We start from the raw sequence: 20616 nt of genomic DNA, 5'->3' as shown, positions 1-20616 counted from the left end.
TATTTCAATACCCCATGCCCCATGCCCTTCAATCAAATCCAAGAGTTGAACCACATTCGCAGCTTGTAACCGTTAGGAGAAAGGGGTAAACCCAAATAAATGGGCATCCAGAAAATAAAAGCAGCCAGAATGATAAAAGTAATGGTGACACCTAGCGCCCGGAGTTGTTGATAATAACTGCAAAGACACCGATCGACAAACCAGGCGATCGCTAAAAATACAAACACCACTGCACACATATAATGGTAGATAAAAACACACCTTGTCACTTTCACCCAAGGTAATAAGTTTGCAGCATAATTTATAACTAAATACAAAGCAATCCAAGTATCAACACTCAGGGTTGCAGGCATAGAAAAACGCTTTTCTTTCACCCAAGGAATTACCGCTTGTGATACCAGCATTCCTACTAAAAACAACATGGCAGCAACACCAAACCACCACAAAAATGGATTGCCCATTGCATGGACATCATAAATAACTTGTCCAGCGCCGGCAGGTAAAGGCGGGCCCATCACAGGTAACGGTTCGGTGATACTTTCAGCTGTTTGATAATAATATGCCATTGGTCGAGTCATCAAAGGCCATTTATACCAAGCAGCACAGTAAGGATGTACGTTAGGACTATTACCACCTAGATGTAAATGAAACTTCAAAATTTGCTGATGTACTGCAATAAATCCATACGTTTTATCTAGTTGAAGGTGAGGAATCCAGATGATGCTATAGATAAAAGCTGGGATAATTCCTAGATAAAACAGCATTTGAAAAATATTTAGCTGAGTTAAATTTTGTAGTGGTGTCGGAGATGAGGGGTATGAGGGGAATGAGGGAGAATAAGTACTAACTCCTGCCTCCTGCCTCCTGACTTCTGCCGACGCTCGCGGACTCGCTAACGCTGCGCTATCGTGACTTCTGCCTCCTGCCTCCTGCTCTAATGAGGGGGATTTAAAAAAGAGTTTGGAGTTAGGAAAAGAATGTATCAAATGAATTACCCAAGCTACTATCCAGATGAGATAAGCACCTGATAAGAACCATAAACCATTCCACTTAGTACCGACTGAGGCACCAAAACCAATGCCAGCAAAAACTAACCAAAAAGAACGTCGGCGATTTTGGTTATCTAATGCCAATAATAAAAACCAGTGCCCTAATAAACCAAAGATGACGATATAAATATTACTTAAAGCATACCGAGACTCAACTAAAAAAATACCATCACAAGCTGTGAATAATCCTGCAAGTATTGCAAAGGTACGACGATAACTTAACTGAGAAGCGATCGCAGCTACAACTACAGGGATAAATGAGCCTGTAAGGGCATTTAACCACCGATAAGTCCAAGGCGATCGCAATGAACCTGTCAGCCCATTCACCGTATCGTGCCAAAAAGGAATGTGACTGCCAATCCAAATGCCGATGCCAATCATATATTGACTTAGCGGCGGATGAGCATTAAAAAATGGCGTATGCGTGAGATAATTATTACCAAATTTGGCAAAGTAAACTTCATCAAATACCAGAGTGTTGAATCGCTCCAGCCCCCAAAACCTTAAGGCAAGTGAAAGAAGAAATACACTCACCATCCCAATTCGGAACCACTTTTTTGTCATTTGTCACTTGTACTGAGCGTTCGCGTAGCGTCTCGAAGAGAAGCCGAAGTATTTGTCATTTGTCATTGGGCATTGGGCACTTGTACTGAGCGTAGTCGAAGTATTGGGCACTTGTACTGAGCGTAGTCGAAGTATTGGGCATGGGGAATAGGGAATGAGTCTTTGATACTCGCTGATGAGTCTTTAATACTCGTGAATGAGTCTTTGATACTCGCCGATGAGTCTTTGATACTCGCCGATGAGTCTTTGATACTCGCCGATGAGTCTTTGATACTCGCCGACGAGTCTTTGATACTCGCTGATGAGTCTTTGATACTCGCTGACGAGTCTTTGATACTCGCTGACGAGTCTTTAATACTCGTGAATGAGTCTTTGAACTCCACTTCTTTGCCCCCCTACCCTCTGCTCAAGAACTGCTCCCCTGTTCTCTCTCCACTCTTCAGGTGCATCTAGTTGAAACAGGAGTAGTTCAATGCCGTAATACTTGTTTGTCCGCCCTATTGGTTTCATACCCAATCGTTCTGTTACACGGATTGAAGCATGATTTTCTGGCTTCACTACGGCATAAATCACTGGCAAGTTCAAAACACTAAATCCGTAGTTGAGCATAGCTCGTCCTGCTTCTGTTGCATACCCTTTACCCCAAGAAGCTCGCCTCAAGTGCCAGCCTACCTCATAATCTTGAGTAGGTAAACCATCTTTGTCGGGCAATTGTTTGAGAAGGATAGTTCCCACAATTGTTGTATTTTCCTTTTCAACAATTGCCCAAGATCCAGTACCATTGTTGCGTTGGTGCATTCGCTCGATACCTTCAATCAAACGCTGACGCTGTGACTCAACACTTGCGGGACGAGAAGCTTTACCAAGAAAGCGCGTAACTTCAGGGTCATTATAAATTGCAAACGCTTGTTCGGCATCGCTTTCGGGTATCCAACTGCGAACGATCGAGCGTTCGGTTTCCAAAAGATTTGTCATCTTGCTTTTGGCTAAACTAAATTGCCATTCTGCAAAATACTAAGATACTTATGGTTGAGTAGTCAAAAGTTTTGTAGACAATTACACAAACAAAATATGGCGATCGCTATGCTATAGGCAATTATCCAGAAGTTTAATTACCGTTGGCTATGCGATGCCTGCGGCGGTAAACTACGCAAATTCTGAATCTTTCCGCAGTTCTTCAGACCGAAATCCCAATACAATCCGATCCTTCGGCACCCAGCTTTAACTAGTTCTGTTGCTACCCCTTCTTCAGTGCCATCACGTTGAATCCAAATTTTGCCATCAATAATATCTATGTGAATCATACAGCCGTGAACGCGACGAGTCACAGTAGGAGACAAGTCATAGGCTGGTTCTCTTCCCAAAATCATCAAGAGGTAGCGGTCTTGTTCGCCGTCGAAAACTGTTTCAAATTGAATATCGCCAGTGCTGAAGGGGATTTTTGTATGTTCAATCAGAATATTCCGAATCAACTGCCTGTATTGCTCCAAGGTATCCATTTAAAAATAACCTCTTGCTCTAGCTGAAATAGAACAATATTAACTTTGTAATCTTCTACCAAAAGTTTAGCAATTGGTTCATCAAAGATATCGGCATATACTTCGTCCCGAACGGCGAGATAGAGGACGCGATCGGGATTGGTTATACTCATCACAGATCGGTATGCAAGATACTGTCCCAGTGCGTGTTCAAGATCAGCCATATCCGATACGCTGCGAAACGTTTTAATCTCAACGGCTATCTGCTGTCCTTCCTTTTCAGCAGCAATCAATTTCTCTGCACCCAGGTCAACATACATATCCCTTTTTCCCCACTTCAAATGAAATGGATCGTCGGTAATCGTCCAGCCATCTTTGATTAGGGCATTTTTGACGTTCTAGTGGTAACGGCCTCTAACTGGCATAAATTACGAATTACTACCCTCGACTTTTGCCACTTCCAGCATTGTCTTTAAAACCGAATCTGGATTTAGACTAATCGAGTCAATTCCCTGTTCAACCAAAAACTGGGCAAATTCTGGATAGTCGCTGGGTGCTTGTCCACAAATGCCGATTTTGCGATCGCATTTTTTCGCTGTTTCTATGACCATTTTTACCATTCGCTTGACAGCTGGACTGCGTTCATCAAACAATCGCGCTACTAACGCCGAATCTCTATCTATCCCTAGTGTCAATTGAGTTAAATCATTAGAACCAATTGAGAACCCATCAAATACCTCAGCAAATTCCTCAGCCAGAATCACATTACTGGGCAACTCACACATTACATAAACCTGCAAGCCGTTAACACCTTGCTTTAAACCATTTTTTGCCATTTCTGCTAAAACCAAACGCCCCTCGTCAGGAGTGCGGCAAAAGGGAATCATCGGGATGACATTTGTTAAACCCATTTCTTCCCGTACCCGTTTGAGGGCATGACATTCTAAGGCAAAAGCTTCTCTGTAGCCTTCATCGTAGTAACGCGCCGCCCCTCGCCAACCTAACATTGGGTTTTCTTCATGGGGTTCAAACTGTCGTCCACCTAATAAATTGGCATATTCATTACTTTTGAAATCTGAGGTTCGGACTATCACTGATTTGGGATAAAATGCTGCGGCAATTCTCCCAATGCCTTGAGCTAATTTATCTACAAAATATTGGGGTTTATCGTTATAAAGTACGGTAATATCAGCAATTTTAGCTTTGACAAATTCATCTTTTAACGAGTCATAGTGAATCAAGGCCATTGGATGAATTTGAATTTGGTTCGCAATGATAAATTCTGTCCGCGCTAAACCTACGCCATCGTTGGGAATTGCCGATAAACTCAATGCTTCTTGAGGATTACCCACATTCATTAAAATTTTAGTGCGGGTGCGTGGTAAGTTCTCTAAAGGGACTTCTTTAACTTCAAAAGGTAATAAGCCTGGATAAACTTTTCCTTCTTCCCCTTCAGCACAAGAAATTGTTACCTCTTGGCCAGGTTTTAAGATGTCCGTAGCATTGCCGCATCCCACAATCGCAGGTACACCCAATTCTCGCGCAATGATTGCTGCATGACACGTGCGGCCTCCAGAATTGGTGACAATTGCACTAGCACGTTTCATAATTGGTTCCCAATCGGGATCGGTTCTCTCTGTCACCAAAACTTCCCCGACTTGGAACTGTTCTAGTTTCTGAACATCTAAAATTAGCCGTGCTTTTCCCTGACTAATTGCTTCCCCAATCGCACGTCCCGTAACCAGAGGAATTGGGGATTGAGAATCAGAAAGTGAAGAGTGGGAATTTTCCCCATTCCCGATTCCCCACTCCCGATTCCCCAATACCAATCGATAACTCCGCAACACATTTCCCGTCTTCTGCGACTGGACAGTTTCGGGGCGCGCTTGCACAATAAAAAGTTGGTTCGTAATCCCATCTTTTGCCCACTCGATATCCATTGGAGTAAAAATGCCGTGGACTTGGGAATAATGGTCTTCAATTAAACACGCCCAACTTGCTAGTTGTAAAATCTCTTCATCACTCAGAGCGAATTTACCTCTTTCGCTGGGTGAAACCGAAACATTTTTCGTAAATTTAGAGCCATCATCATAAATCATTTTCAATTCTTTACTACCCAATTTTTTATCGATAATTGGGCGAAAACCAGCTTTTAAAGTTGGTTTAAAAACATAATATTCATCGGGATTGACAGACCCTTGGACAACATTTTCACCTAAACCGTAGGCGGCTGTAATTAGTGCCGCATCCTTAAAACCTGTTTCTGTATCAATGGAGAACATCACCCCAGAGGTTGCCAAGTCAGAGCGCACCATTTTTTGCACACCCACAGCCAGAGCAATGCTAAAGTGGTCAAATCCCTTGGCGTGGCGATAAGAAATAGCGCGATCGGTAAATAGAGAAGCAAAGCATTTATGACAAGCTGCTAAAACTCCTTCAACACCGACAACGTTGAGGTAAGTTTCCTGCTGTCCAGCAAAACTAGCATCGGGAAGGTCTTCAGCAGTAGCGCTGGAACGGACTGCTACATCTGTGTCTGCATGGTATCGTTCGCAGAGACTATGGTATGCTGTGGCGATCGCCTCGCGCAATTCTACAGGAAATGGTGTGTGGATTAATAGCGATCGCGCTTTTTTGCCGCGTTCTCGTAAATTTTTGACATCTTCAACATTCAAGTCAGCAAAAAGCTTGCGTAGCTTTGCTTCTAACCCAGCTGATTGAATGAAATGACGATAAGCGTAAGCAGTAGTGGCGAATCCTGTGGGAACGTTAATGCCTTTGGGCGTTAGCTGTTGAATCATTTCACCCAGCGAGGCATTTTTACCACCAACTACTGGGATATCAGCAATCCCAATTTCATCAAACCACAAGATGAGCGATCGCTCTTGGGCAGATATAGACAAAGTGCTTTTAGATACTGTAGTCATAAATATTACCTTTTCAGTTTATACTCAATTTGTAAATGCATAACTGCTACTATATTTATTTTTCCCATATTCAACTTGAGATTTTTAGTTCTGTCGAGAAGTTTGATATTTGGCGATGAAATCCAAAACTATAAGTAATAAAAATTCACAATTATTCAGTTTAATAACTCGATTAAAATACCGGATGTAATACATGATGGTGCAGCTAGAACGACTCCTGAAAATGGCAGAAGATGAACTAACTGAATACAGTACTGATGCCCGTAAAATAGAAAAACTACGCCGTAAAATAGGTTTAACAGTATCCGCAACAGAACAGCAGCAAGTGAAAGAGGCATTACTCGCTAAGATGAAATCTAATATAATTACCCAAGTCGTGGAAGAACAAAGACAAGCAGTAGCCTTACCATTTTGGGGAATTGCTGGATTGGGTTTGCTATTAGGAATTTCTTTAAATCAACCCATAGGCTTGTTAGCGTCCATAGTTGGAACTGTCTTAGCTTATAGAATTCAGAAATGGGGTTGGAAATTACAGGCAAATCGTTTATTATTACAAACCTTAGAAAATATTGAAACGCGTATTTCCCAACCCACTAAGTAACAAGAAAGATGTATTTTACAGACAAATTATCTACACTTTTTGTATTATATAATACTTAACGAGTAGTTAATCACTTAATTTACATCTCGTAAGCACTTAACAATTCCTTTGGGATCACCATAGCAAAAAAATTAGATATTGGATTTAAGATTAGGTATTTATTAAGAAAGACAGCAAGCAGAAGGCAGTCTTATAGGAAAATTCCATACTTTTGTCCCTTTCCCCCACTTTCAATACGGTTCGGTTAAAGGTTAAAGGTTAAAGGTTAAAGGTTAAAGGTGAAAGGTTTTTAATACATACATCCTTTACCCTTTCCCCCTTACCCTTTCCCCAGACCACAAGGAAAGTGAAAAATGCTTATCCGAACCGTATTGCCCCCACTTCTGCAAGAAGTCTATTGAATATAGCTACGGGTTGTCTCAACTTGGAAGTCTACGTTAGAGAGTTCACTTGCAATAGCTGTCGCTTCGTATAATCTTATGTGGTGTTCCCCCACCATGCGGAAGCTGGCAATTTGGCAAGTCAAAGTTATTGGCTCTCGACCTCTTGAGTAAATCGTCTAGTTGTAGTATCTTGTGCAAGTAGAATAGCAAATTTGCCGAAAATTTTTTTGAATACTTTCCCTAAAAAGAGAAAAAGCTAGTTCTTCAACAGATAAGTAAGTCGGTGCAATAAAACCAAACTGTGTGAAGAAAAGTAAATAATGCTCAAACTCTTTCTCCCCCTGCTCCCTGCCCCCTGCCCCCTGCCTTATCCCAACATTGATTATTTACGCCGACCTACTTATTTCTTTTAAAGCAGCAGTCAATACGCTTGGCTTTGTGAAAAATTGTAGGTTGGATGAAGCAAAGCGCAACCCAACAAACCTATGAAAATGTTGGGTTACTCTTCTCTTCTCTACGAGAGGCTGCGCCAACGAGACGCTACGCGAACGGAATCTTGCTACGTTCCTCAAACGCCACTTGCTTCTCCCAAAAGAACAAGTCGGGAAACTGCAAGGGCGTAATATTGGTTTTCTTTTTTCTCATCAACTAACGAGATCGGCGATCGCTTCTGAAGCAGGGACTACAGCTTCAGGTTGATAGCGGATGCCAGCTTGCTTGAAGCGATGTAAAGCTTCACCCAAGCGATCGCAGTCTGCAATCAAACTGATCCTGACATAACCCTCACCTGCAACCCCAAAGGCATTACCGGGAGTAACCACAACGCCTGTTTGTTGCAACACGTTTAGAGCAAAATCTGTGGAACCAACACCAACGGGACACTTCACCCAAAGATACATCGTCGCCTTGGTTTTGGGGATATCCCAACCCAACTCTCCTAATCCTTGAATCAGGAAATCGCGGCGGGTACGGTAACGTTGTTGTACCTCGTGTAAATACACATCTGGCAGTTGCAAGGCTGTTTCGGCTGCTGTTTGTAATGCTGCAAAAATGCCATAATCCAAGTTAGTTTTCAGCGTCCGCAAACCTTGAATTACATGGCGGTTGCCCACGACAAAGCCGACGCGCCAACCAGCCATATTGTAGGTTTTAGATAAGGTGTGAAATTCCACACCAATATCTTTCGCACCGGGAATTTCTAATAAGCTAGTGGGTTGATAACCATCAAAAGCTAACTCGGCATAACACAAATCATGCACCAGCAAAATTTCATATTTGCGGGCGAAGGCGACGATTTCTTCAAAAAATTCGCGGGGGGCGGTGGCGGCGGTGGGATTGCTGGGATAGTTGAAATAGAGTATCTTTGCTTGTCTTGCAACTTCGTTAGGAATGGCAGCTAAATCAATTAACCAGTCATTTTCGGGTTTCAGAATCAAACTATGGATTTTCCCACCAGCGATCGCCGGGCCGCGAAAATGTGCTGGATAAGCTGGGGAAGGAACAAGAACTAGATCGCCAGGGTTAATGTAGGCGATCGCTAAATGGGTTAATCCTTCTTTAGAACCCAGCAGTGGCAAAGCTTCACTATCAGGATCGAGAATCACATCATAACGGCGACGATACCAGTTGGTAATAGCACGGCGGAAACTAGCCGTCCCCTCAAAGGGCGGATAACCGTGATTGGCAGAATCTTTTAAAGCTGCGATCGCCGCTTCAACAACTGGTGCTGGCGTTGCACCATCGGGGTTTCCCATACCCAAGTCAATTAAATCTAACCCTTGTTCCCGTGCTTTAGCTTTCAGTTCATCTAAACGGGCAAATACATAAGGTGGTAGTTTTTGTATGCGTTCTGCTGGGACAATCCAATTTAAACTCATAAAACCTCGTCACTCATTCCCTTGGGCGAAACTCGATTTGTAGTATCTCTACTATCTATAGGTGCAGTGGTAGAAACCATTGCCGCCATCAACTGTTCTGGCGCGACTTTAAACGGTAGTCGATGGATGTCAGAATTAGGAACTAGAGCCATTTCGGCGGCTGTTTGCAATTCACCTAATGTAATATTGCCCAATCCTAAATCACTTAATTTCTGGGGTAGTCCAATTTCTGTGTAGAACTTTAACAACTGTTGCCGTGCTGATGCTGCTAGTTGATTGCCTTGTAGCATTTCTTCTAAACGTAGTTGCACCAAAATCCCAAAAGCAACTTTTTCGCCATGAATACTGCCATGTCCAGAAATATGAGTTAAACCGTTATGCACGGCATGGGCGGCAACTGTGCGACACTGCGCTCCTCCAAGTCCGCCAACTACCCCAGCTAGTAACACAGTGGCATCTACCACTTCTCGCCAAACCTCACTACCTGATTCTTCGAGGGCGGCGGCTGACTTTTGCAACAAGATATCTCGCAAAACTCGTGCTTGTTGCACCGCAGCAATAATTAAAGTGTCTTGCAAGTGTCCACTGCTAACCGAGGCTTCGTACCATTTAGCGATCGCATCACCAATCCCAGCTATTAAGGTACGTTGCGGTGCAGTTTTAATCAAGTCATAATCGAGTATCAATAAATCGGGACAACGAGATAGCCCCACGTCGTAGAGAAAAGCCCCATCTTCCGAATAAACATTTGACAAGGCACTCCAAGCTGCACAAGTAGCCCCGGAAGTCGGAATTGTCACCACTGGTAAATGTAACTGCTGTGCGACTAATTTCGCTGTATCTAGGGCTTTGCCGCCACCAACACCGATAATTACATCAGCTTTATGTTCTTTTGCCTTTTTCTGTAAAGATTTTAGGCTAGCTTCGCAGCAATCTGCACCATAAGAAGCTTGGACAGTATGTAACTGCTGCGCTTCTAAAACTGGTTGTAAATTTTGTTGGCTGATAGCGAGAGTAGACTTACCTGCCACAATTAAGGGACGACTTCCCAAACAGGCAATTTCTGCTGCGGCTGTTTGCAACACCCCAGAACCACGGATTACTTTTGCGGGGGAAACTGTGAGCGTAAAGAATGGGCTAGAGGTTTGAGTAGACAAAGAAGGTTGAGTAGAAAAATTATTAAGCATATAATCTCGTTTACCAAAACCTTGATACTTCTTAATGTAAATAGACTAGCGATCGAGGATGCTTGTTGCCAAACTGGTTTTTGGATGGCTCCAACCTGACACGCGGCCGATTTGGATTTGAGCCAAGCAATTAAATAGACAAGTCTTGTTGCCGACTGATTGAGTAGTTTGACGACATTGCTTGAATCTATAAATACCCATTCGCCTGAAATTCCGAACTATCAAAGTTTTGAATAACCGTATGATTAATTAACATTACCATTGTCAGATTCTCAAGAAAAGAAATCGAGAATTGATAATGTGTAGGCATTTGTGCTATTTTATGCAATTTTTAGCTACAGATATATATGTAAAGGTATGCAAATATATGTCCCTATAACCCCTTGATTTGCTGCAAAGAATTTTGAAAATGCCAAATGGGGCAATTAGAACAACAACTGACAAATTACAACTGTCAGTACCCATTACCCCACGCTGATTAACTTTTTTCCACAGTATAACCACTAAAGTGTGAATATCTTAATCTAAAAATAACGATTAATGTATCAGTAAATACAAAATAATTTTTGTCATCCTGATAACAGGTAATTTACTTTTGTTCTCTGGGCATATTCTCTGGGCATGGGCCAAACAGGGCATGGAGAAGAGACAAGGTAGACAAGGAAGAAGGGGAGACTTGGGAGAGATTTGTTCAATAATTCCTCTTTGTCCCCCTTATCCCCTGCTCCTCGTTCACTGAGCGTTGGTCATTGAATTTCGACTACGCTCAATTACCGCGTAGCCGAAATGAGCCGTTCGCGGAGCGTCTCGCAGAGAAGTGCTGCTCCCTTGCTCCCTGTTTCTTAAGCAGTAGGTTTTGGCAATTTTGCGAAATTATCTGTGTAAATTTTGACTGTTACCGGGGAATTTTGATGAGAAACGAGCGATCGCTTCACCTCACCCAAATAAATTGGGACAGAAATCCCTGTTTCCGGGTGGATAATGGTACGGGCGCGAACTGTCAACTTGTCGTCTTCTCGCGTACCTGAGCGACCATAAGAAAAGAGATTATTAGCTGCTTGACGTAAAGTTGCTTCTAATTGTGTGGGTGTAATTTGGGGTGATGTAGCAATTACTGCTTGTGTCGATCCATTGTCATAAACTAGAGTGTACCGGACTGCTCCGGGAATCACAGTCCGACTCAAGGGGACTATTGAGAGTGCAAATAAACCAGCAGTCAGCACCAGCATAAAGCCAGTCGTACCCACCAACCGAAAGCGGATGCCCCATTTGAGAATAAAAGCCAAAAATGTCAAGGCAGCAAATACCAAGGTAGCTATACCTGACCATTGGGTGTACTGAAGAAAGTTAGCTGTTGTGAGCATAAGGTTGCTTATGGAGGCGTCTTTTTTTCGTTACCGACACACCCATTTTACCGAGAGCTTACACCGATTACCTGTGAGGTTGCATAGATAGAAAACTTGCTCAGAGCAAGTTGTATCACCAAGCCTGATTTTGTGCAGTTTTACAAAGAATTGGTACTACATCATAAAGGTTATCAGTCATAAGAAAGTTTCAACTTGTGTTTAGCCTAAGTTTAGCGGTGAATGTATCTCCCGGTTTACTTAGTTAGCTTAGATGAGCGAACAGATAACATCGTGGTAATAGCAGGTGAAGAGACGGTTTTAGTAATTAATCCAGAAGGAGAGGTTGATTATGAATAAGCCTAACTTTAGAGAAATGACACGCAAGCAATTGCGAGATTATATCTGACAAAATAGTGGCGATACAGAAGCAATTCACGCTCTAGCATTACATGTTCAGTTTCATGGCAAACGTCTTAATTTTGTAGATGAGCTACAACAAATCATCCAAGAAAAACGTAGCCAAGGCTTAGAGCCATAGCTAAAAAATACATCATCACTCCGTTAGTGAGTAATAGGATTTTATTAAGTTGTAGCTAACAAATATGACCAAGAAATTTATTGACAAAATTTACCAGCTTCCCTATTGTTCTTAGAACAGTATTGGTTCACCAGAGACTATATGAAAATTTTTAGATGTCTGCAACCTAGTTTGAATACTATCAATTATTCCTAGCCAATCAGCATCTCTGTTCCATTCAGAGTGAATCCTGGTTTTAGTTGCTGCATCGTAGAGGTTACAAAAAACTACATTTTCTTCTCCAGCAGTTGCAGCGATAATCAAAGGTTTAGAAAAATCCTGGATTAGTGATGCAGCTAAAAGAAAACTTTTAGCAAAGTTCGTTTCTCTCCCAGTCCTAATAATATAAACTTCATCTGCTCTAACAACGATGTCTAACTTATTGTTGTCTTTTTCTTTAAATTCTTTTGTCGTTAATTTAAGTTCATATATATAGCCAGTCAGCCCTGTTTGTTGTACAGGAATAGTTTTATCATTATTGTAGTTATACCACAAGTATGATTCTCCGCTTACTTCTCCTTTTTTCACATATAAATAAATAGGTTCTGGTGGATTACAAAGACCTAGTTTAATTTCAGAAATCATATTTTATGTTCCTTTATCAAAGATAAAAATTTTCAGATGTTGCGTCAAATTTAATCTTTTTAAAATAGTGTTTAACTGAATAAAAATAATAAATATACAAAAGGGCATCTACAAGAGATGCCCGTCATGCAGGAAAACCCCAAAGGGATGTCCCTACACCTTCCCAACAATCAGCAACAGTGACTAATTAGGTATTAGTCACACTCACAGACGTGAATATAACAATCTTATTAACTTAAAACTCTCAATGTCCCCAGTGCATACACTGAAAAAACTAATAGCTAATTTTGACGAGATGCAAGCTTGTCTTTTTCGTGATAACGATGTACCACTCCAACAATAGCAGCCAAAATTAGCCATGAAAGCGCATTCAAACGAAAATCAAAGAGAGTTACATCTACTGTATTTAATAAAATCCACCCAACAAAGGACAGAAGATAACTGAAAAATATCAATTTGTCTCCTGCATCTATATATTTTGAATTTTGCAGTAATTGAACACTTGTAATCACAATCCAAGCTAGTAAGCCACAAAATAAACAAGTACTGGGAAAACCAGTTTCAGCAGATAACATCAAAAACAAGTTATGGGGATGACCCAAGGGAATCTGCATCTTTGCTCTGTAAAGTGTACTAAAACTGCGTAACCCCCAGCCAGTCCAAGGATGTTGTTGAGCTAAAGACCAGGCAAACTCCCACTGAGTTTTTCGCATTAAAGCGACTGGTCTATCTGGATACATATCATCATTTAACCTTGCCCAAAAGAAGGCAGGAACTACGAAGCGAAAAATTTGAGCGACTGATGAGGGAGCAAAAGCCGCCAAAAGAATACTAGAGACGATCGCAGCAACGCTACCTACAAGAATGCGCCAACCTTGGTAGAGTGCATAAGCTAAACAGGCAAAAATAGCGATCGCCCACCCATTACGTGAGTTGGTGAAAATTAAAGCAATGAAATTTGTAATCACCGCCACGGTTAGGAAGAGAAAGGGTACTAGAGACTGAGGCGCAGTAAGTCTTTCCCCTCTGCCCCTCTGCCCCTCTACCCCTCTGCCTCTTATGCTCAATTTCCAATACCTCATCCCTAATCGCCATTGTTCGATCCACAACCCTAGACTAAGGATGAAAACTATTACTAGATAAGCTGCGAAGGTATTAGCGTGCAAGAAAAGGGAAGCGATACGACCTGGTGGGTTTCCGCCTGGTCTAATTGTCCAACTAAATACAACCCAGACAAACTGGAACTTGAAACTCCAGCCTAAAAATAATTGTCCCAAGCCCATAATCGCTACTGGTATGGAACCGATCGCTAAAACCCAAGCCATTTGCCGCAATTGGGCAAATGTTTGAATCAGAGCGCTATGGGCAGCGAAAAGTAAAAAGAATGGTAATAAATTAAATAAACCGAGGAAAGCTGCTGTTTTGTCTTGGGCAAACCCAGCACTCACGATCAGTAATACACTCAACAGGGCAAATCCCCAATTGAGGGGGCGGCGATTAATTTTGCGGGATTGTTTCAGCCAAGTTATTAATGAGACAAAACCTACAGTTACAGCCCCCACAAAAGGACTCAATGGGAAGATTAACAGTGCCCATAGAGAGTAGTTCCAAGAAGATTGCCAACGAGACTTGAAATATTCAAAAACCTTGTTCAAGCTGGCTCCCAACATTCCTCACGAGTGAGGCGAATTTGAGCTAAGGCGAAGATGGTGGGGATGATTCGACCATAGTTAGTAGCGATCGCTCTCCAGCCCAAATCTGCAATAAACCAAGTCCACATCACTGGCCCAATCACGGCAAACATCGTGCGGGCTGCCCCATAACGAGCTGCACTCACTGTCATACCCCGTTGCGCCATTTGCATTGCTACATAGCTTTGAAATTGGGTTGCAGCTGCTTCTGTACCTGTAATCGCCGCTTGTTTGGCTACTTCATAAGTAGCAAAGTGGATAGCGAATTGACGGGCAATTTGCTTAAGTACAAGTGGCTGGAGAACAGAAGTAACCGCGATCGCACTACCGCCTTTGAAAAGCAACCCCAAGGGATCGGGCTGCAATAAAAGTGGTAGCGGTTCTTTTAGTTCTGATTTGATCAGGTGACGCTGCACTCGGAGAGTCAATTTTTGTTTTTCCTGTTCCGGCAACTTTTTCCACACCTGTCCTAACAGATGTAAAAATACTTCTGCTTCTAAATCAATGGTTGCCAGCTGATTAGAATAGGGAATTTTGAGGTACTTACATACTTGAACTAACGCTTGTCGGTAAGTTACCTGTCCTGTGCGTCCTCGTAATACTGTCATCCCATCTGCCGCCAAAAAACGAAAGCGGCCCTCTAGTGCATCTAACCAAGCTTTGCGGTCTTGGCTTTGCACTTCGATGGGTTCGGGTGTGTGTACATAGTCTAAGGGATTGAACTTACGACTAAATAGAATTGCCGTTAAGTCTTGCAATTCTTCTTCGGTCGCTAATTCTAGCGCCGCCCTCATTTCATCCAATTTCCCTTCCTCCCTTCCGTGCAGCTTTCTGTACCTTATTCTACTATTAGCTTTCAGCAGTCATTAGTAGTAATTTTGTCCTTTGATAATAACTAATGACCAATAACTAACTAAAGACTATTGACTCATGACTGATATTGCAGTGATTGGTGCCGGAATTGCCGGTTTAGTCTGTGCCCAGCAGTTAAGTCAAGCTGGATATTCGGTGGTAGTGGTGGAAAAGTCCCGTGGTTTGGGAGGAAGACTAGCTACACGCCGCTTGCATGGAACTTTGGCAGATCATGGGGCTTGTTACCTGAAACCAAAGGGTGAATTATTGGAACGTTTTGTGGAGATATTGCGATCGCGCCATATCCTCGAAGTTTGGACAGATGAGGTTTACGAACTTACAACAGGCGCTCCTTTATCTGAACCGAAAAACCGCAGCCCGCGTTATGTTGCGCCTGGGGGGATGAGTGCGATCGCTAAATCCCTCGCCCCAGGTTTAGAAATATTACTGAATCAGCGTGTCATAGCTATTACCCCAACTGCCGAAGATAGCTGGCGTTTGACTCTGGAATCTAGTAATGAAGAATTAACCGCAAAAGCTATAGTTGTCGCTATTCCTGCACCCCAAGCTGTGATGTTATTGGAATCTTTGGGTGAGAGTGTATTGGATGCAGCCTTTTTTGATAACTTGCGTTCTGTAGAATTTTATCCTTCAATTAGTGCGATCGCGGGATATCCTTCTACATCCCAACCCCTCCCTCAGTGGAAAGCTTTAACTTTTGTGGATAATGCTGATTTAGCATGGATTGGTTTGGATAGTAGCAAGCGTCCTAACCCTCAACAACCACATTTTGTGGTGCAAAGTAGCGCTGATTTTGCCCAACGTCATCTAGAATCACAGGATTTACTACCTGCGGGACAATATATGTTGCAACGAGCAGCTGAATCTCTGTCCCTTCCTTGGCTGAATACTCCCGAATGGATGCAAGTACATCGTTGGCGTTATGCCTTTCCTAGCCATCCTTGGCACGAAGCTTTTTTATCTGCCGAAACTCCCTTACCTTTAGTTTGCTGTGGTGATTGGTGTGGCGGCAATCTTGTCGAAGGTGCGATGCTTTCTGGATTAGCTGCGGCTGATGAAATTAATCATCAGTTACGTCATCTATCTTTTGATAATGTGAACTTTTTAAACGTTTTTGCCCAATCATTTCATCTGTCGCTAGACTGATCCTGCACTATTGTGAGTCGCTATTTTTCTGACTGACTAAATCAAAGTGCAACAAATAAGTTTTTTAGATGAAATAGCAAATTTTGCTGCGAACCTAAAAAGTGATGCCAATTACCCAAAAAGCTTAACTTCAGGAAAAACTTGTTCCTAATTCAAGTGGTTTTGTTGGTGTTAATCTTGATCCCCTCGCCTTTATGCTGCGTTTTATGTAGATTTCTGCCAAAAAGGCAGAAATTTGAAATAATTAGGATTATAAATATAAAATGTCGGTAACTTACCAGCTTATTGGACGCTGTTTTAATAAGTCATGCTGTGAAACAGTATAAACTTTAACTAAAATAAGCAAAGCCAAATGTCTGAGATTGTACCAAGATAAAAGGCTAGTTTCGGGGTTGATTGCATCTATAAGTTAAATTACTTTTAACTGATTGTCATCACGAAGTTGCCATCTAAAAAAGTCATTCTCTCCACCAAGCATTGACTTGATTAAAAAAGGAGTTTAAAAACCATGAAAACGGTAGTCAATTTAACACAACAATCAATAGTGAGAGAAATTGAAAGTATTTTGAATACATATCCATCCCATCCATATCAACAAGCCTTTGCGATTCCTGATTTACGCCAAGAGCTAATTACTTTCGTCCTCAACCGCATTCCCTCCTTTTACAGCGTCGTGTCTGATGAACAGATTCCAGCGGAGGCTGAACAAGGAAGCTTGGCTTATTACAAATTGCCTCGTAAACCTTTAGAGCAGCAACTACATTTACAGAATTTGATTCACCAAGGCATTTGTCTAATCGTTCAAGAAAAGTCAGATTGGATTAGCCATCGTGTTTGTGAAACAGTTCAACCAGCTTGTGAACCCTCTCACTGGTTTGGTTAATAGTTCTAACAAGATTTGGCTCGTTGCTGAGATATCATAACGTCCGTAGTGAATTTTGAATTTTTGAGCTAATCCCACGGCTAAAGTCTGTGGGATTAGCTCAAAATTTTTTTAAGTATATTCCTCTTGAGGTGTAAACTTTGACAATTACTAAGTTCAAAGGATATCCCAGGATATGAGAAAAATAACTGCTCTAATGCTAAGTATTTCCGTGAGTATCGGGATGGAAGCATTAACACCCAAAGTCACTAATGCCCAATTGTTTTATCCACCAGCAAGCGATCGCCATTCATTAATGGTAATTGGTCAAGGGGTAGTGAGAGTGCCAGCAGATACAGCGGATATTGAATTGGTATTCAGTAGCGGAGGTAGCAATGATGAGTTACAAACGCAACCATCATCTCTACCCGAAACCCGCCCCATATCCTCACAAATTCTACTTTTAAATTACAAAACAGCAGTAGAATCTTTACCAAGCAAAAAATCCCTAACTAAAGCAACTCTTCAGCCTGTAGTTAATAGCCTAGTTGCTAAAGGCATTAGTGTTGATAAAATTCAAGTGCAGATTAATCCTAATTCCAACGAAAATAACGCCAAGATATTGGTAAAACTAGAAAAACCAACGCGCGATCGCGTTCAGGAAATTGTGGCTACAGCGAACAAAACAACGAGTGAACTCGAAAACCTTTCTGTCAAGAGTGTGGGTGTTGAGTACGCGGTAAATGACTGTCAGGCTTTGCAAAGTTCAGTTTATCAATCAGCGATGAAAGATGCTCAAAGCCGCGCTCAGGCTTTAGCAACTGCAATGGAAGTTAAGCTTAGTACTCCTTCTGTCGCGGAGCCATTTTACACATTATTTTATCCCTCATGTAGTTCTAAAACTGGAGTTCCTTTGCCATCGTTTGCTAGTTTTTTATTATCACCAGCTTACGATCCAGAAGCACCGGCAGAAGTTGAAATGAAAAAGGATATTTTTGTAACATATACAACGAAATAAACATTTATATTTAGGGCGATCGCACTTTGATTTAGTCAAAATTGAAAGTGCGATCGCTTAACTTTTTTCTTCTGAGTCGAATCAAGAAGGATAGGTGCGATCGCACTTATTGTTGACTTCATATTTATGACTAATTTATATTTATTTTACTGCACAGCTATAATATGCGTGTTCATAATCAAAATCAAATATTCACTTGAATCTAGATTAGATTGCTGATATCAAACTTCAATAGTGAAAAAACTCCAGAAATGTTTATGACAAATCTGGAGCCAGGAAAGATACGCATTTACCTATACCAAATTTTCACCTTGAGAAAAACCTACGTCATCAGGGTATACACTCAAATACAGATAAAAGTGTTTGAGGATTCTCGTTACACTCCTTCTTTATCGGAAGTAACGCAAAACAGCCCCAGATAAACTGAGGCTGTTTTGCGAGAGTTGTTTGGTAGGAGGGGTACATCAATAAGTGATGCCCATGTTAAATATAGATAATTCAGTATGCATCCTTATTCAGCTATCTTTTGCCATATCAGGATGATTGGGAAAATTTTTATAGCTTTTTTCAAAAAAAAACTCCAGATGCACTTAAGGCATTCTGGAGCAGTAACAGGTTTCTAACATCAATCAATTTTTACATCTGCGATCGCCCGATGTCGTTAGGGTATATACTCAAATGTGTTTTATGTCTACTCATCCGCAAATCGACCAACAAGTTACCTTCTTTTCTACCCATAACCTCAATGTATCTACAGAATTCTACGAACAAAAGCTAGGTTTGGAGTTATGGCTTGACCAAGGAACCTGCCGAATTTATACTGTTAGTGGTTCTGGATACTTAGGATTGTGTCAAGCAAGCGAAACGTTGGCTCCTGCAAGCGATAAGCAATCAAGTGTTATTTTTACCCTAGTAACACAGCAGGTGGATGAATGGTTTGAATATCTCAAAAAACGTGGCGTCGAATTTGAAAAGCCACCGACACTAAATGAAAAGTACAACATTTACCATTGTTTTTTCCGCGATCCTGATGGTTATTTGATTGAAATTCAACGTTTCGAGACTAAGGACAACAAAAAAGACATAACCCAATAAGTTATGTCTAGATGTTTAATGTACAGGGCAGGATTTTGACAGGCTAGAACTTTTTGATTTACTAAGGTACATAATACCGACTAATGCTGTATAAACATTATCGATAGGAATATACCTTTTCTTTCATAGATTTATCGGGATAAAATGTGGAGCTTATGCAGCCACAGAAAAATTTTTACATTTGTTTACAATTGCTGCTTATGTATCGCTTTTGACCTTTATATAATGTCCATCTAATTGACGATCAAAAAACTCTCTATGGAAATCCTGATTTAACCAGAGTTAATATTGTATCCCAAAAGCTAGAATACATTGTTGCCAGTCTATTATGTTCTTAGCAAAAATATCTTTTTAAATATTTATTAATTATGTTAATTTGATAATCATGATTTTTAAGTAATAAATATTAAGTGTATCGGGTCAATAAATATTTTGTTAGGGTGACTACATGATAACCGGAAAAATCAAATGGTTACGCACAGCACTACAGCCTAAAGGTTCAGTGACGAAAGCAATTTTCAAACATATTTTATGGTGTGGAGCTTTCGGATTTTTAATTTCTTTGCTTCACCATTTTGACAAGCCTGTATCTCAACCTATTTTAGGAAGTGTTATTCCTAGTATTGTTTTAGGTTTGTTACTTGTCTTTCGGACAAATACTGCTTATGAACGATTTTGGGAAGGGAGAAAATGCTGGGGATCTATAGTAAATAACGTCCGAAATCTAGCGCGGCAAATTTGGGTATCAGTTGATGAAATTTCACCAGAAGATAAAGATAAGAAAATTACAGCATTAAACTTATTGGCAGCTTTTGCGGTAACAACTAAATTACATTTGCGAGGAGAAGCTGTCAATAGCGAGTTAGAAGACTTAATGCCATCTACTAAGTATATAAAACTGAAGATTATGAATAATCCCCCTATAGAAGTTGCCTTTTGGATTGGAGATTATTTACAGGAACAGTATAATCGTAATTGCCTTAATAGCTACCAACTAACATCTATGCAAGAATTATTGAATAATCTTGTGGATAATTTAGGTGCTTGCGAACGGATTTTAAAAACGCCTATGCCGCTTGCTTATGCTATTCATTTGAAGCAATTGCTGATACTATATTGCTTTCTGCTACCATTTCAAATAGTAGATAGTCTCGGTTGGTGGACAGGTTTAATTTCTGCTTTGGTTGGGTTCACTGTGTTTGGCATTGAAGCCATTGGCTTAGAGATAGAAAACCCCTTTGGTTATGACGCTAATGATTTACCATTAGATGCAATTTGCGAGACAATGAAGCGTAATATTGACGATTTAATTACTTTGACTCCTAATGCGCGAGCGCACACAGAAAATATATGATAA

At 41.1% G+C, this 20616-nt stretch carries 19 protein-coding genes and 1 pseudogene; 8 read left to right on the top strand and 12 right to left on the bottom strand.

Annotation, left to right across the window (positions count from 1 at the left end; translation table 11 throughout):
- Nucleotides 1-32 precede the first annotated feature (32 nt).
- The 5 genes and pseudogenes from ACR5KR_RS26235 to ppsA all read right to left on the bottom strand — a co-directional run bounded on the left by ACR5KR_RS26235 (nucleotide 33) and on the right by ppsA (nucleotide 6018).
- Nucleotides 33-1613: a dolichyl-phosphate-mannose--protein mannosyltransferase gene (locus tag ACR5KR_RS26235; protein WP_448268535.1), complete on the bottom strand. Its 1581-nt coding sequence runs from the start codon at nucleotides 1611-1613 to the stop codon at nucleotides 33-35.
- A 351-nt stretch (nucleotides 1614-1964) separates the two neighbouring features.
- The gene (locus ACR5KR_RS26230) at nucleotides 1965-2588 is read right to left on the bottom strand and encodes a GNAT family N-acetyltransferase (protein ID WP_445629835.1); all 624 of its coding nucleotides are present in this window, start codon (nucleotides 2586-2588) and stop codon (nucleotides 1965-1967) included.
- A gap of 137 nt (nucleotides 2589-2725) precedes the next feature.
- Nucleotides 2726-3112: a XisI protein gene (locus ACR5KR_RS26225; RefSeq protein WP_445629836.1), complete on the bottom strand. Its 387-nt coding sequence runs from the start codon at nucleotides 3110-3112 to the stop codon at nucleotides 2726-2728.
- Nucleotides 3082-3474 (bottom strand): annotated as a pseudogene (locus tag ACR5KR_RS26220) (element excision factor XisH family protein); the annotation flags it as partial. The gene ACR5KR_RS26225 and the pseudogene ACR5KR_RS26220, both read right to left, overlap by 31 nt.
- 45 nt (nucleotides 3475-3519) lie before the next feature.
- The gene (gene ppsA, locus ACR5KR_RS26215) at nucleotides 3520-6018 is read right to left on the bottom strand and encodes a phosphoenolpyruvate synthase (protein WP_448268534.1); all 2499 of its coding nucleotides are present in this window, start codon (nucleotides 6016-6018) and stop codon (nucleotides 3520-3522) included.
- Nucleotides 6019-6214: 196 nt separating this feature from the next.
- Between ppsA and ACR5KR_RS26210 the strand changes: the two genes are divergently transcribed.
- The gene (locus ACR5KR_RS26210) at nucleotides 6215-6619 is read left to right on the top strand and encodes a hypothetical protein (protein WP_445632017.1); all 405 of its coding nucleotides are present in this window, start codon (nucleotides 6215-6217) and stop codon (nucleotides 6617-6619) included.
- A 1027-nt stretch (nucleotides 6620-7646) separates the two neighbouring features.
- Here ACR5KR_RS26210 and ACR5KR_RS26205 read toward each other — a convergent pair.
- The 4 genes from ACR5KR_RS26205 to ACR5KR_RS26190 all read right to left on the bottom strand — a co-directional run bounded on the left by ACR5KR_RS26205 (nucleotide 7647) and on the right by ACR5KR_RS26190 (nucleotide 11430).
- On the bottom strand, nucleotides 7647-8879 hold the full coding sequence (locus tag ACR5KR_RS26205; RefSeq protein WP_445629837.1) for an aspartate aminotransferase: 1233 nt from the start codon (nucleotides 8877-8879) through the stop codon (nucleotides 7647-7649).
- On the bottom strand, nucleotides 8876-10066 hold the full coding sequence (locus ACR5KR_RS26200; protein ID WP_448268533.1) for an iron-containing alcohol dehydrogenase: 1191 nt from the start codon (nucleotides 10064-10066) through the stop codon (nucleotides 8876-8878). Before ACR5KR_RS26200 ends, ACR5KR_RS26205 begins: the two co-directional genes overlap by 4 nt.
- 45 nt (nucleotides 10067-10111) lie before the next feature.
- Entirely contained in the window at nucleotides 10112-10267 is a 156-nt protein-coding gene (locus tag ACR5KR_RS26195) for a hypothetical protein (RefSeq protein WP_448268532.1), read from the bottom strand.
- Nucleotides 10268-10908: 641 nt separating this feature from the next.
- The gene (locus tag ACR5KR_RS26190) at nucleotides 10909-11430 is read right to left on the bottom strand and encodes a DUF2518 family protein (RefSeq protein WP_448268531.1); all 522 of its coding nucleotides are present in this window, start codon (nucleotides 11428-11430) and stop codon (nucleotides 10909-10911) included.
- A gap of 222 nt (nucleotides 11431-11652) precedes the next feature.
- On the opposite strand from ACR5KR_RS26190, the gene ACR5KR_RS26185 reads away from it, so the two are divergent.
- Together ACR5KR_RS26185 and ACR5KR_RS26180 are read left to right on the top strand one after the other, a co-directional pair.
- Nucleotides 11653-11769: a DUF6888 family protein gene (locus ACR5KR_RS26185; protein WP_448268530.1), complete on the top strand. Its 117-nt coding sequence runs from the start codon at nucleotides 11653-11655 to the stop codon at nucleotides 11767-11769.
- Nucleotides 11762-11818: a DUF6887 family protein gene (locus tag ACR5KR_RS26180; RefSeq protein WP_448270342.1), complete on the top strand. Its 57-nt coding sequence runs from the start codon at nucleotides 11762-11764 to the stop codon at nucleotides 11816-11818. Before ACR5KR_RS26185 ends, ACR5KR_RS26180 begins: the two co-directional genes overlap by 8 nt.
- 243 nt (nucleotides 11819-12061) lie before the next feature.
- Here the strand turns inward: ACR5KR_RS26180 and ACR5KR_RS26175 are convergent, their stop codons facing one another.
- From ACR5KR_RS26175 to ACR5KR_RS26165, 3 genes are all read right to left on the bottom strand, one after another.
- Nucleotides 12062-12574, bottom strand: coding sequence for a hypothetical protein (locus tag ACR5KR_RS26175; RefSeq protein ID WP_448268529.1), 513 nt, complete (start codon nucleotides 12572-12574; stop codon nucleotides 12062-12064).
- 281 nt (nucleotides 12575-12855) lie between these two features.
- Nucleotides 12856-14244, bottom strand: coding sequence for an O-antigen ligase family protein (locus ACR5KR_RS26170; protein WP_448268527.1), 1389 nt, complete (start codon nucleotides 14242-14244; stop codon nucleotides 12856-12858).
- Complete coding sequence (locus tag ACR5KR_RS26165; RefSeq protein ID WP_448268525.1) at nucleotides 14226-15068, bottom strand: hypothetical protein; 843 nt, start codon at nucleotides 15066-15068, stop codon at nucleotides 14226-14228. Before ACR5KR_RS26165 ends, ACR5KR_RS26170 begins: the two co-directional genes overlap by 19 nt.
- 127 nt (nucleotides 15069-15195) lie before the next feature.
- Between ACR5KR_RS26165 and ACR5KR_RS26160 the strand changes: the two genes are divergently transcribed.
- The 5 genes from ACR5KR_RS26160 (at nucleotide 15196) to ACR5KR_RS26140 (ending at nucleotide 20613) form a co-directional block, all read left to right on the top strand.
- Complete coding sequence (locus ACR5KR_RS26160) at nucleotides 15196-16284, top strand: NAD(P)/FAD-dependent oxidoreductase (RefSeq protein WP_448268524.1); 1089 nt, start codon at nucleotides 15196-15198, stop codon at nucleotides 16282-16284.
- A 508-nt stretch (nucleotides 16285-16792) separates the two neighbouring features.
- Complete coding sequence (locus ACR5KR_RS26155; RefSeq protein WP_445629844.1) at nucleotides 16793-17167, top strand: hypothetical protein; 375 nt, start codon at nucleotides 16793-16795, stop codon at nucleotides 17165-17167.
- A 175-nt stretch (nucleotides 17168-17342) separates the two neighbouring features.
- A complete protein-coding gene (locus ACR5KR_RS26150) occupies nucleotides 17343-18164 on the top strand; it encodes an SIMPL domain-containing protein (protein ID WP_448268523.1) in 822 nt (273 codons plus the stop codon).
- A gap of 687 nt (nucleotides 18165-18851) precedes the next feature.
- Nucleotides 18852-19259, top strand: coding sequence for a VOC family protein (locus ACR5KR_RS26145; RefSeq protein ID WP_445629846.1), 408 nt, complete (start codon nucleotides 18852-18854; stop codon nucleotides 19257-19259).
- Between the two features lie 448 nt (nucleotides 19260-19707).
- A complete protein-coding gene (locus ACR5KR_RS26140) occupies nucleotides 19708-20613 on the top strand; it encodes a bestrophin family protein (RefSeq protein ID WP_445629847.1) in 906 nt (301 codons plus the stop codon).
- Nucleotides 20614-20616: the final 3 nt, after the last annotated feature.

The sequence above is a fragment of the Nostoc sp. DSM 114159 genome, from assembly GCF_053470285.1.
Note: the sequence above shows the minus strand (reverse complement) of the source record. Positions and strands in the feature narration are given on the sequence as shown.

Coding starts and splice junctions, on each gene's coding strand:
- ACR5KR_RS26200 (WP_448268533.1), bottom strand. CDS start 10,066: ATGCTTAATAATTTTTCTACTCAACCTTCTTTGTCTACTCAAACCTCT.
- ppsA (WP_448268534.1), bottom strand. CDS start 6,018: ATGACTACAGTATCTAAAAGCACTTTGTCTATATCTGCCCAAGAGCGA.
- ACR5KR_RS26155 (WP_445629844.1), top strand. CDS start 16,793: ATGAAAACGGTAGTCAATTTAACACAACAATCAATAGTGAGAGAAATT.
- ACR5KR_RS26175 (WP_448268529.1), bottom strand. CDS start 12,574: ATGATTTCTGAAATTAAACTAGGTCTTTGTAATCCACCAGAACCTATT.
- ACR5KR_RS26145 (WP_445629846.1), top strand. CDS start 18,852: ATGTCTACTCATCCGCAAATCGACCAACAAGTTACCTTCTTTTCTACC.
- ACR5KR_RS26170 (WP_448268527.1), bottom strand. CDS start 14,244: ATGTTGGGAGCCAGCTTGAACAAGGTTTTTGAATATTTCAAGTCTCGT.
- ACR5KR_RS26235 (WP_448268535.1), bottom strand. CDS start 1,613: ATGACAAAAAAGTGGTTCCGAATTGGGATGGTGAGTGTATTTCTTCTT.
- ACR5KR_RS26190 (WP_448268531.1), bottom strand. CDS start 11,430: ATGCTCACAACAGCTAACTTTCTTCAGTACACCCAATGGTCAGGTATA.
- ACR5KR_RS26205 (WP_445629837.1), bottom strand. CDS start 8,879: ATGAGTTTAAATTGGATTGTCCCAGCAGAACGCATACAAAAACTACCA.
- ACR5KR_RS26195 (WP_448268532.1), bottom strand. CDS start 10,267: ATGGGTATTTATAGATTCAAGCAATGTCGTCAAACTACTCAATCAGTC.
- ACR5KR_RS26225 (WP_445629836.1), bottom strand. CDS start 3,112: ATGGATACCTTGGAGCAATACAGGCAGTTGATTCGGAATATTCTGATT.
- ACR5KR_RS26150 (WP_448268523.1), top strand. CDS start 17,343: ATGAGAAAAATAACTGCTCTAATGCTAAGTATTTCCGTGAGTATCGGG.
- ACR5KR_RS26185 (WP_448268530.1), top strand. CDS start 11,653: ATGTATCTCCCGGTTTACTTAGTTAGCTTAGATGAGCGAACAGATAAC.
- ACR5KR_RS26160 (WP_448268524.1), top strand. CDS start 15,196: ATGACTGATATTGCAGTGATTGGTGCCGGAATTGCCGGTTTAGTCTGT.
- ACR5KR_RS26210 (WP_445632017.1), top strand. CDS start 6,215: ATGGTGCAGCTAGAACGACTCCTGAAAATGGCAGAAGATGAACTAACT.
- ACR5KR_RS26140 (WP_445629847.1), top strand. CDS start 19,708: ATGATAACCGGAAAAATCAAATGGTTACGCACAGCACTACAGCCTAAA.
- ACR5KR_RS26230 (WP_445629835.1), bottom strand. CDS start 2,588: ATGACAAATCTTTTGGAAACCGAACGCTCGATCGTTCGCAGTTGGATA.